The organism is Sphingomonas paeninsulae (assembly GCF_003660165.1).
Classification (GTDB): domain Bacteria; phylum Pseudomonadota; class Alphaproteobacteria; order Sphingomonadales; family Sphingomonadaceae; genus Sphingomonas_O; species Sphingomonas_O paeninsulae.
Window position 1 is genome coordinate 195,524 of sequence record NZ_CP032829.1, and the last position, 11,727, is coordinate 207,250.

Here is an 11,727-nt window from a genome sequence, read left to right on the forward strand (position 1 = left end):
ATGCGTCGCCTTCGCATCGCCCTTATCGTTTCAGTCCTGCTCAATCTTTTTCTGGCCGGGGCGTTGGTGTCCGGCATCCTGTCGCTGGAAACTGGAAGGCGGATGATCAACGCCGGCGCGCTCAGGGTGGCGGGTGCAGAATTGCCCGTTGCGGAACGCCAACCCTTCCGGGCAGCACTTCGTGAGACGCGGCGTACCATGCGAGCAACCATTCTCGAAGCCCTTGCAGCTAAGGCGCAGGCGGCTGCACTGCTGGCGGAGCCGACGGTCGATCAGGGTGCGCTCCTGAGCGCGCTCGACCGCGCGCGCGTTGCCGATGTGGCGGTGCGAGCGGCCGTCGAACGTCGCGCTGTCGCATATGCGATAACGCTGCCTCCGACCGATCGAGCGAAGCTGTCCGACGCGATGAAGCGCCGGGCAGAAGGACCGCGCCGCCGATCGCAATAACTTATGCGCGACGGAATTCCCTGGCTGCTGCGTTAAAGAAATAGTGCGTCATGAAAGAGCGTTCCCCAGTGCCGTCACTCAGTTCAGTTTCATCCGCCGCCATAGCCTTGAACCGGTTTGGACTCGGCGCGCGACCTAACGACACGCCACCTGCGAATCCGCAGCGCTGGCTTCTCGATCAGTTTGCTCACTTCGACGTGCTGCCTGCTGCTTATGCGACGCTCGAAAACGCAGGCACAATCATAAAGCGCTACGAAAAAGAACAAGTGGCGAACCGGCAAATGACTGGTCAGGAGAATCAGGCCGACATCAAAGTCGCCCGTCATGATTTTCGACAGGATGTGCAAACACTTTATCGTGCGGCCGTTCAGGCTCGCACGGACAGCGCGCTCGCGACCGAGACTCCATTTGTTGAGCGACTGGTGCATTTCTGGTCGAACCATTTCTGCGTATCGGCCGATAACCCCCGCGTTACTGCCTTTGTCGGGGCATTCGAACGCGATGCGATACGCCCGCATGTTCTCGGCCGGTTCGCCGACATGGCGCTCGCAGCAGAGCAGCATCCCGCGATGCTCATCTACCTGAACCAGATTCAGTCGATCGGGCCAGACAGCAACGCGGCCGCCCGAAATCCTGAACGAAAGCGCGGGCTTAACGAAAATCTGGCGCGTGAGATCATGGAACTGCACACGCTCGGCGTCCGGTCTGGCTACACTCAGGCCGATGTGACCGAATTCGCGCGGGCATTGACAGGCTGGTCGGTCGGGGGGCTTGGTGCGGATAAATCACCTGGTGCTGATCCCAATAATTTCATGTTTCGACCCGGCCAGCACGAACCCGGCGTCCGAACGATCCTTGGCAAACGTTACGATCAGGACGGCGAAAATCAGGCGCGTGCGGCGCTATTCGAATTCGCGCATTCGCCTGCAACAGCGATCCATATAGCAACCAAGCTGGCGCGTCATTTTGCAGGCGACGTTCCCCCGCCTGCGCTTGTCGAACGTCTGGCAACCAGCTTCACGACAAGCCACGGCGACCTGCCGACGGTTTACCGAACGCTGGTCGCATCGCGCGAAGCGTGGGTCGCGGAACCAACCAAGTTCAAGACGCCGTGGGAATGGACGATTTCAGCGCTGCGCGGGACTGGCCGTGCGCAAGTCGGCAATATCCAGATTGCTGGCCTTCAGACGCAACTTGGACAGCGCGTCTGGCAACCGGGATCGCCCGCTGGTTGGGATGACATCGCTGCCAGTTGGGCAGGTTCCGGTGCGCTGCTTGCCCGTGTTGAAGTGGCGCAGCGTTTGGGCAGTTCGATCGGCGCGGGCCTCGATGCACGTACCGTTGCCCCCAGAATCATGCCGGGTTCGCTCAGTGACGCGACCGCCGACCAAATTGCCCGTTCCGAAAGCGCGGCCGGTGCAATCGCGCTGATGCTGGTATCGCCCGATTTCCTGAGGAGATGATCCGATGATCGCCCGTCGTCAGTTTCTGTCCGCGTCCGTACTTGGGGCAGGAGCACTGTTCGTTGCTCCCGGTCTGGCGCTGGCAACCGTGCCAACCGAACGCCGTTTTGTCTTCATAATCCAGCGTGGTGCCGCTGATGGCCTCGATATCCTTCGGCCTTATGGCGATCCGGCGTTTACCGGCTTGCGCGGCGCGCTGGTGGGCGATGACACTCTGGGAACGAAACTCGACGGAATGTTCGCCCTTCATCCCGAACTTGCCCAAGTCGCACGGATGTACGGGCAGGGGCAGGCGCTTTTCGTTCATGCCATCGCTTCGCCCTATCGCGATCGGTCCCATTTCGACGGGCAGAACGTCCTGGAGACCGGCGGGAATCAGCCCTATGCCGTAAGGGATGGGTGGCTGAACCGTCTGGTGACAATGCTCCCGCGATCAACCGATGCGGCGATTGCCATCGCAGCAACAATCCCGACTGCGTTGCGCGGGTCGGTTCAGGTCGCCTCGTACGAACCATCTGCGCTTCCTCATGCCGCCGATGATTTGATGGCACGTGTTACGGCGCTTTATGATGCCGATCCGCAACTGCATCCAGTCTGGGCCGCAGCGCTCGAGACCAACGGCTTGGCAGCAGGTGTCGGTGCGAGCCGGGATCCGGTCAGCCTCGGTAGGCTGACCGCGAGTTTCCTTACCAAGCCGTCGGGGCCCCGGATAGCGATGCTCGAGACGCTGGGCTGGGATACGCATACGGCTCAAAAGGGCCGCCTCGCCAATCAGCTAAAAGGCCTCGACGCGATGCTTGCGGCGTTGCGTGATGGCCTTGGTGCTGCGTGGTCACAGACAACAGTGCTGGTGGCGACCGAGTTCGGCCGGACTGCGGCTGTCAACGGATCGGGTGGCACGGATCACGGCACGGCCTCCGTCGCAATGCTCGTCGGAGGTGCGGTAAAGGGTGGTCGGATTGTGTCGGATTGGCCGGGCTTGGCTCCGGCAAAACTCTATCAACAGCGTGACTTGCGTCCGACTTCCAGCCTGGACGGATTGATCGCGGGCGTTGCAGCCGAAAGCTTCGAACTCGATCATGAAAAGGTCGGACGTACCCTTTTTTCGCAGAACACGATCGGCCGGCCGATGTCAGATCTACTTAAAAGCTGATGGTGTATCTTTTGAGCGAGTGGTCGCTTTTCTATTGCGGCCGATGACCCGAACGGAGATTATTGCTCATGGCGCGCTGTTGGCGCACACCTCGGCAATATCGAACGCTAACGGTACTCAGCAAATTGGCCGCGGTAATTGGCGACACGGCCTATGCAAGCAACACGGCGACGCGGGCGGTGGACTTCATTAACACATGGATATTGGGTTGCCAGCGACGGGACTGTCACCGGCAACACTCAGACAGGCATCTTCTGGGGTTCAAATTCGATCTTATCCCTACAGCGAAACGTGCGGCGGCGTTTGCCAAGCTCGTTGCAGACATGAGAAGACCCTCACCGAGTTTTTATATAGTCCGTCGGCGGCGGCCAAGCCAATGTTTCCACAAGCCGTTATCAAACCGATCAGCGCACTCGCCCCGCCCATAACGACTCCGATTGCCAAGACGCTATCAACCGACCCAGAAGCCGACCGCCTTTCAATGCTCAACCGGCTCGCAAAGACCTACGGGCTGATGAGGCGACGCTGTCAGCAGCAATCGCGAAAGGCACGTCGTCCGATTCGTTCGCTTTGGAATGTTTCGATCGCCAGGAAAGCGAAGCTTGGTGGCTCAGATCGTGGCGCGGATTACGGCTGCTTAAGGAAGTGATTCGCTCCAATGCCTCTATCTGGCGCGACGGAATCTACGGATCATCATCGAACGGAACACACGCGCAGAATCTGTTGCGACCGAACCATTAGGCTGTGAAATTAGCTCCAAATGGTCAACGGCTTTTTCCATTTGCATTTCCGTTACACCCTAATTTTTCAGGCATCAACAAGTAGTTAAAATGCATAGTAAATATTGTGTATCAAGAAATTTCTCCTGCTAAGGAACCCGATATGTTCACTTGTCTCGCCAACCATCACGACGAACTAGAAGCTCGGCTCGCCAACATGGATTGGATTTCTGCCCACACGCAAGAGCAGCGGTCGCGGCTGGGAGACATTCTCGTTCAACTCTAATATCAGTTGCTTGACGCTCCGGCGCGCACGGCTGAAGATCGATCGTGGATATTGCGGCAACTTATCCGCGCCGAAGGGGAAGGATGGCCGGCCGGTAGCAGGGCAGAGGGTTCGAAGGCCGAATATATCACCTTGCTAACCGCTTCATATCGGGCCGAATCTACAACTGAGAGAGCCTTTCAGGCGCGCGCCGCGCTGTACAGGATAAGTCTCTTTCTGAAACGACTGTTTTGGCGCGCTCTCTCGCCGGCCTGATACCTCGACCGGACACCCGTCCTAAATCCGTGCATAAACAAAAGTATGACAGAAAAACCATAATCCACGAAAACATAACGTTCTCAATGACTTTTGGCGGACAGGGTGGGATTCGAACCCACGGTGAGCTTCCACCCACGGCGGTTTTCAAGACCGCTGCCTTAAACCACTCGGCCACCTGTCCGGAATTTCCTACCCGGAGTGGCCCGCTTAGCGGCTCCGCGCCTGAACGTGCAAGCCCTACGACAAAGGGGATTCCCCACACCCGCCTCCTGTGCCATGTTCAGCCAATGAGGGGAAAAACAAAAATCGCCACAAAGCTCGCCTTTGGACTGGCGTTCGCCACAGCTATGATAGTACCGGTTACAACGCTCGGTGGCAGCCCCGCAGTTGCGCAGAATGGTTCTGGTTTCGACGCCTATATGGCCCAACTTGGGCGCCAGGCGATCGCACAGGGCGTGACCCGGCAAACGGTCGACGCCGTTATCCCGACCCTCACATTTAACCAGCGTGTCGTCGATCTGGATCGTGCTCAACCGGGCGGCAACCCTGCTGGCCCCACATCCGCCATTCCAGCTTTTGCCCCGTATCGTGCCAAGCACGTCGATGCCGCACGTATTGCGCGCGGACGCGTAAAATATCAGGCGCTCCGGGGCCTCCTTGCTCGCGTTGAGCGAGAAACTGGCGTCCCTGAATCAATCATGGTTTCGATATGGGGCAACGAAACCAACTATGGATCTTACACGGGCGATTTCGATCTGCCTCGCTCACTTGCCAGCCTCGCGTATGACGGGCGGCGGCGTGACCTGTTCGCACAGGAATTCATCGATTCACTGAAAATCATCGATCGTGGCATCTCTCGCGATACGATCAAGGGCAGTTGGGCAGGAGCTACCGGCTTGCCCCAATTCCTGCCATCAATGTATTTGAAGGTCGCCCGCGACGGCGACGGCGACGGCCGCATCGATATCTGGAATAGTGAGGCTGACGCGCTCGCCTCGATAGCCAACTATTTTGTGCAGGCCGGCTGGCGACCGAATCAACCTTGGGGCGTCGCTGTGAATGTACCAGCTTCACTCAATCGCGCTGCACTGGTCAATCGCACAGTCTCACCGCGCTGTCCCCGCGTACATGACCGCCATACGCGCTGGTTGACGGTAGGTGAATGGCGCTCGCTGGGAGTAACGCCCACAGGACGCACGCTCCCCGATTCAACTCTGGCTTCGCTTTTAGAGCCTGACGGTCCGGGTGCGACAGCCTATCTCCTCACGGGCAACTATCGCGTGATTCTCGATTATAATTGTTCCAATTTCTACGCGCTATCGGTGGCGCTATTATCTGATGCAGTTGCAGGCGGTTGAGGATTGAACCGATCACCGCCGGACTGTTGCTCGCAAGTTGCGCGGCGGCTCCGAGCCAGAAACTTCACACCGCCCAGAGTTTCAATCCTCCGCCACACTCATTTCAGTCTGCAGCTGACAATGCCGTTAAAATCGGCGTATCATATCAAGTCGCCGGTCAGCGTTATACGCCAGTCGATAGCACGGATTACGATCAGATCGGTCTAGCCAGTTGGTATGGCGAAGAACTTCGAGGTCAGCGAACGGCCAATGGTGAAGTGTTCGATCCCGATGGCATCAGCGCTGCTCACCCCACCTTGCCACTGCCTAGCTATGTGGAAGTAACATCACTAGATACCGGACGCACCATTCTCGTTCGCGTTAACGATCGAGGACCGTTCCATTCGAACCGCATCCTCGACCTCTCCATTGGTGCGGCGCGCCAACTGGGCATAACAGGAAATGGCGCGCGCCAGATCCGCGTCCGGCGCGTGTATCCCAGCGAGTTCGAAAAGCTTGCGCTTCGCAACGGGCAACCGGTCGCCGAGCGGCACGAGTATTCTAACAGCGAACTTGCCGCACTTCGCAGTCGCACTGCATGGCGAATGCCTGTCATGGCGAGCGTTAAGCTACCAGCGGGCAGGGGACCATTCTATCTTCAAGTTGCCAGTTTCTCTTCAAAATCTCGCGCAAGGTCGATGGCAAAACATCTGAATGCAAAACTTTCTCCGCTTGGAGAGCTATACCGTGTGCGTCTTGGCCCCTATGAAACAGCGCGTGAAGCCAACGCAGCGCTGGCACCGCTCGCGGCAAAGGGTTATCCCGATGCTCGTATCGTCCAATGAATTCAATTAACCGTCTTGAGGTGTCATGAAGCGTTTCGCTCCCCCGTTGGTACTCGCCCTTCTCGCTTGGCCTGCAACTGCCGCCGCTCCTCCATTCGATACACCTGCGCCAGTGGCATACATGATCGATCTATCATCAGACGCGGTGCTCTACTCAAAAGATGCGGATCGTCGGATGCCACCGGCATCGATGGCAAAGATGATGACGGTCTATGTCGCGTTCGACATGATCAAGAAAGGCGAGTTGAAACTCGACAAACAATTCAACGTGCGACCCGAAACCTGGAAAAAATGGCATGGGCCAGCAGCAGGTTCAACGATGTTTCTCTCAACGGGTGAGAACGTTAGTGTCGATAATTTGCTGAAGGGCATTGTGACACTTTCGGGCAACGATGCCTGTGTCGTCCTCGCTGAGGGTATTTCCGGGACTGAGGAAGCCTTCGTACAGCGTATGAATCAGCAAGCAAAGCGTCTTGGGCTGACCAACAGTCAGTTCGGCACTTCCAATGGTTGGCCCGATGAGGGGCGGACATATGTCACGGCCCGTGATCTCGCGACGCTTGCCAAGGCGACGATCGAAGACTTTCCCGATCTCTACAAACGTTTCTATTCGCTGCGTGAATTTACCTGGGGCAAAACTCTCGGTTCCAATGCCGATATTACTCAGGCGAACCGCGATCCGCTGCTCGGACGCGTTGCCGGTGCTGACGGCCTAAAAACGGGTCATACAGATGAGGCTGGCTATGGCTTTACCGGGTCAGCCGAACAAGGCGGTCGTCGACTTGTAATGGTTGTCGCAGGGTTGACCAGTTTCAATGCACGCATCTCCGAATCTGTGAAGTTCATGGATTGGGGCTTTCACGCGTGGACAACAAAACCGTTGTTTACCAAAGGGAAGCATGTCGATGTTGCCGAGGTTCAGCAGGGTAGCGCGGCGACAGTCGGGCTTGTTGCTCCTCGCAACCTTGCGGTGACATTGCCGGGCGGCAGCGCCGGAAACATGCAGGTAAAGGTCGTTTATAATGGCCCAATCAAAGCACCGATCAAGGCAGGCGATCACATTGCCGATCTGGTCGTTACCACACCCGACACGCCACCGCAGACGATGCCGCTGGTTGCCGAGACCGATGTTGCCGAAGCCGGATTTTTCGGTCGGTTCTGGGCCGGGCTGAAGTCACTCGTCGGGGCGTGACGGGCAGGTTTATAACCCTTGAGGGCGGCGAGGGCGTTGGAAAATCGACGCAGCTCACGCGGCTTGCAAATGCTATTCGCGCGCGGGACATGAGGTTGTCACCACGCGCGAACCCGGCGGGACGCCCGGTGCAGAAGCGATCCGTGAACTGCTGATGACGGGTGACGAAGATCGCTGGAGCCCACGCGCCGAAGCCCTGCTTTTTGCGGCCGCGCGTGCCGATCACGTTGGAAAGTTTATTCGCCCGGCACTTGAGCGCGGAGCATGGGTTTTATGCGACCGTTTTATAGACTCCACCCGGGCCTATCAGGGAGGAGCGAGCGGGATCAGCGACACCGACGTGCTATCGCTCCATGCGATTGGCAGCGATGGGTTAATGCCCGATCGGACGCTTGTTCTTGAGCTTCCCGTGATCGAGGGCCAGTCACGAACAGCGAAGCGTGACGGAAACTTCAAAGATCGCATGGGCGCACGTGATAGTGAGTATTATCAAAAAGTGACGTCATCTTTTAGAATGTTTGCCGATGATGACCCTAGCCGATTCCGGCGGGTTATTGCGACTGGCTCGGAGGAAGAAGTAACCGCGCAACTATTGGCTGCGTTGGATGGCTTGTTATGAAACTCTACGGTCATGATATACAAATAGCAGCGTTTAAAGCAGCCATGGCGGGTGAGAGAATGCACCATGCGTGGTTGCTCGCCGGACCGCGCGGTGTAGGAAAGGGAAGTTTTGCGCAGGCCGCAGCCCTTCGTTTGCTCGCCGAGGCATCGGGTCGCCCATTAAACTTGCTGGGAAACGATAAAACCCTCGAAGTACCCGAAGACCACCCCGCTGCGCACCTTATGTCGGCAGGAAGCCACCCGGATTTTCGGCACTTACAGCGCATAGCTAATGATAAAGGTAATCTGGCGCGCAATATCACCATCGATCAGGTTCGTGGCCTTCGAACGCTTTTCGCGACTGGAACCTCAATGGGCGATCGGCGTGTCATCCTGATAGATTCGATCGACGATATGGAGCGTGGTGCCGCTAATGCTATATTGAAGAGTCTCGAAGAACCACCTGAAACAACTGTTTTTCTGCTCGTCAGTCACGCTCCGGGACGTTTGCTTCCAACGATACGCTCGCGGTGCCGTATGCTGATGTTCGCGCCATTGAACGAGGCCGCGATGACGTCAGTTTTGACCGATCATTTGCCCGATCTCAGCGTCGAAAAGATTGCATCTCTGCTCGCTGGGGCAAACGGCTTGCCTGCCGCGGCGCTAGGGGCGGCACAACTCGATCTGGCCGCATTCGAAACCACGCTCAATCAACTCGCCACGACCGGTGACCCTACAAATGCAATCCGCACTGGCCTTGCTCAATCGCTTGCGTTGAAGGCAGCACTTCCGCGCTACGAAGCCTTTCTGATGCGTGCACCGACATTTATCGCAACGCGTGCCCGAATCAGCACTGGTCCTGCGCTGGAACGCGCGCTCGTTGCCTGGGGGCGGGCAAGGACACTCAGTGCAATAGCCATCCCACAATCGCTCGTTGCCGAAACCGTTGTTTTCGAAATGGCAGGGTATGTTGCAAGTTTGGCCGACTGGTGATTGCCCGACAGGCTCGCCCACTACAAGCGCGCCTAATTACGTCCCTCGACACCAACGGTCCAGAGCATCTAAAGCCCCTCCATGCTCTCTGAACCTTATTATATCACCACTGCGATCAGCTACCCCAACGGCAAGCCACACATCGGCCATGCTTATGAAGCTATTGCAACCGACGCGATCGCCCGGTTTCATCGCCTGTCAGGACGCGAGGTCTTTTTCCAGACCGGCACTGACGAACATGGCTTGAAAATGGTGAAAACCGCTCGCGAGAAGGGCGTAGAGGTGACGTCACTCTCAAATGAAATGTCTGCTCTTTTCAAATCAATGTGTGATCGGCTTAACATAAGTTATGATCGATTTATTCGAACGACCGAACCTGCTCATCTCAGCGCTAGTCAATCTCTGTGGAAAGCCTTGGAAGCCAATGACGACCTTTATCTTGGGCGATATGAGGGTTGGTATTCGGTTCGCGACGAAGCATTTTACGATGACAAAGAACTCGTAGCGGGGTCGGATGGGGAAGGGGGTAGCAAACTTTCTCCTCAGGGTACCCCGGTCGAATGGACGATTGAGGAAAGCTGGTTCTTTCGCTTGTCGAAATATCAGCAACCGTTGCTCGATTATTTTGCCGCGCATCCTGAATTTATTCGTCCAGAAAGCCGTCGCAATGAAATCCTCCGCTTTGTCGAAGGTGGATTGTCCGACCTCTCGGTTTCGCGGACAAGTTTTGACTGGGGCGTGAAAGTTCCGGGCAGCGATGGCCATGTTATGTACGTGTGGGTCGATGCGCTGACGAACTATTTGACTGGCGTGGGTTATCCCAATGATGCAGAGACTTTCGGCAGATTTTGGCCAGCCGACCTTCACGTCATCGGCAAAGACATTGTGCGTTTCCACACTGTTTACTGGCCAGCATTACTACTCTCGGCGGGACTAGCCTTACCAAAACAGGTGTTTGGCCACGGTTTCCTGCTTGCGCGTGGCGGCGAGAAAATGTCGAAATCGCTCGGCAACGTCGTGGATCCGATTGAACTCGTCGACGCATTCGGAGTGGACGCGCTACGTTATTTCCTGTTGCGCGAAGTGAGCTTTGGATCGGATGGGAGCTATTCTGCTGAAGCCATTGTAACGAGGGTTAATGCAGACTTGGCGAACAACTTCGGCAACCTTGCTCAACGCAGCCTTTCGATGATTGCCAAGAACTGTGATGGAGCGGTGCCGACACCCGGAGCAGCAACAGAAGCTGAAGAATCATTATTGGCTGTAATCACGACCGCGCAGCACGCCGCCAGTGCGGCGATGGCCGACCTTGCTATCAACACGGCGCTAGAGGCAATCTGGCAGGCGATGAGCGCTGCCAACCTTTATTTCGCCGAACAGGCACCCTGGACTGTTCGCAAGACAGATCCAGCGCGCGCCGATACCATATTATACTATACTGCCGAAGCCGTTCGCCGTCTTACCATCCTCTCAACCTGGGCAATTCCAGAGGGTTGCGCAAGAATACTCACTCTACTTGGTCAGTCAACGACACCGAGTTTTACCGACTTGTCGAATATGATCGAGGCCGGAACACCGCTGCCTACCCCCGTGGGCGCTTTTCCGCGACTGGAGTTGCCTGTCTGATGTTCATCGATTCACACTGTCACCTGAATTACAAAGGATTGGTCGAACATCAGGCCGAGGTAATCGCACGAGCACGTAATGCCGGTGTGGATGAGATGCTGAACATATCGACCCGCGAGTCCGAATGGGATGCCGTTGTTGCAATCGCAGAACGCGAACCCGATGTCTGGGCCTCGATCGGCATCCACCCTCATGAAGCCGATAGTCATCCCGACGTTGATACCGCGAAACTGATTGCACGATCAAAACATCCCCGCGTCATCGCAATCGGCGAAACCGGATTGGACTATTACTACGATCATAGCGACCGCGAACAGCAGCGCCTCAGCTTCCGTGCGCACATCACCGCATCGCGCGAAACCGGATTGCCGTTAATCGTGCACACCCGCAGCGCTGAAGACGACACTGCCGCTATTTTGTCCGAGGAAATGGCAAAAGGCTTTTTCCCCGGGGTCATTCACTGTTTTACGGCAAGCGATGCATTCGCCGATGTAGCGTTAGACCTTGGTTTCTACATTTCGATTTCGGGCATCGTGACTTTTAAAAATGCCAAAGGGTTGCAGAAAACAGCCGCTAGAATGCCGGACGAACGTTTATTGATCGAAACCGATTCACCATTTCTGGCGCCAATTCCGCACCGAGGCAAACCATGCGAGCCAGCGTTTGTAGCAGACACGGCGCAATATCTTGCCACTCTACGAGGCGTGTCGATCGAGGAACTGGGCGCTGTGACCTGTGAGAATTTCAGGCGTTTGTTTGCCAAGTCAAAGGCCCCTGCTCGCTTACCGTGACTTAATTTAACATAATA

9 protein-coding genes, 1 tRNA gene and 1 pseudogene are annotated in these 11,727 nt (G+C 56.6%); 10 read left to right on the top strand and 1 reads right to left on the bottom strand.

The genetic code is table 11. The features are described from left to right. The 3 genes from D3Y57_RS06260 to D3Y57_RS06270 are packed head-to-tail and all read left to right on the top strand — an operon-like array spanning position 1 to position 3,063. Positions 1-447, top strand: coding sequence for a periplasmic heavy metal sensor (locus D3Y57_RS06260; RefSeq protein ID WP_121152271.1), 447 nt, complete (start codon positions 1-3; stop codon positions 445-447). A gap of 50 nt (positions 448-497) precedes the next feature. Then, positions 498-1,910, top strand: coding sequence for a DUF1800 domain-containing protein (locus D3Y57_RS06265; protein ID WP_121152272.1), 1,413 nt, complete (start codon positions 498-500; stop codon positions 1,908-1,910). A 4-nt stretch (positions 1,911-1,914) separates the two neighbouring features. Then, positions 1,915-3,063: a DUF1501 domain-containing protein gene (locus tag D3Y57_RS06270; protein WP_121152273.1), complete on the top strand. Its 1,149-nt coding sequence runs from the start codon at positions 1,915-1,917 to the stop codon at positions 3,061-3,063. Between the two features lie 1,354 nt (positions 3,064-4,417). On the opposite strand, the gene D3Y57_RS06280 is transcribed toward D3Y57_RS06270, so the two are convergent. Beyond that, positions 4,418-4,507, bottom strand: a tRNA-Ser gene (locus D3Y57_RS06280). 106 nt (positions 4,508-4,613) lie between these two features. On the opposite strand from D3Y57_RS06280, the gene D3Y57_RS06285 reads away from it, so the two are divergent. The 7 genes and pseudogenes from D3Y57_RS06285 to D3Y57_RS06315 all read left to right on the top strand — a co-directional run bounded on the left by D3Y57_RS06285 (position 4,614) and on the right by D3Y57_RS06315 (position 11,710). After that, positions 4,614-5,684, top strand: coding sequence for a lytic murein transglycosylase (locus D3Y57_RS06285; RefSeq protein WP_121152275.1), 1,071 nt, complete (start codon positions 4,614-4,616; stop codon positions 5,682-5,684). Then, a complete protein-coding gene (locus tag D3Y57_RS06290) occupies positions 5,681-6,508 on the top strand; it encodes a septal ring lytic transglycosylase RlpA family protein (RefSeq protein ID WP_239025961.1) in 828 nt (275 codons plus the stop codon). The genes D3Y57_RS06285 and D3Y57_RS06290 overlap by 4 nt, the downstream gene beginning before the upstream one ends. A gap of 25 nt (positions 6,509-6,533) precedes the next feature. Next, complete coding sequence (locus tag D3Y57_RS06295; protein WP_121152276.1) at positions 6,534-7,700, top strand: D-alanyl-D-alanine carboxypeptidase family protein; 1,167 nt, start codon at positions 6,534-6,536, stop codon at positions 7,698-7,700. Next, positions 7,697-8,319: pseudogene (gene tmk, locus D3Y57_RS06300) on the top strand (dTMP kinase). Before D3Y57_RS06295 ends, tmk begins: the two are co-directional and overlap by 4 nt. Further along, on the top strand, positions 8,316-9,293 hold the full coding sequence (locus tag D3Y57_RS06305) for an AAA family ATPase (RefSeq protein WP_121152277.1): 978 nt from the start codon (positions 8,316-8,318) through the stop codon (positions 9,291-9,293). The pseudogene tmk and the gene D3Y57_RS06305 overlap by 4 nt, the downstream one beginning before the upstream one ends. An 81-nt stretch (positions 9,294-9,374) precedes the next feature. Next, complete coding sequence (gene metG, locus D3Y57_RS06310) at positions 9,375-10,919, top strand: methionine--tRNA ligase (RefSeq protein WP_121152278.1); 1,545 nt, start codon at positions 9,375-9,377, stop codon at positions 10,917-10,919. Next, positions 10,919-11,710, top strand: a complete 792-nt coding sequence (locus D3Y57_RS06315; RefSeq protein WP_121152279.1) for a TatD family hydrolase — start codon at positions 10,919-10,921, stop codon at positions 11,708-11,710. Before metG ends, D3Y57_RS06315 begins: the two co-directional genes overlap by 1 nt. Positions 11,711-11,727 lie beyond the last annotated feature (17 nt).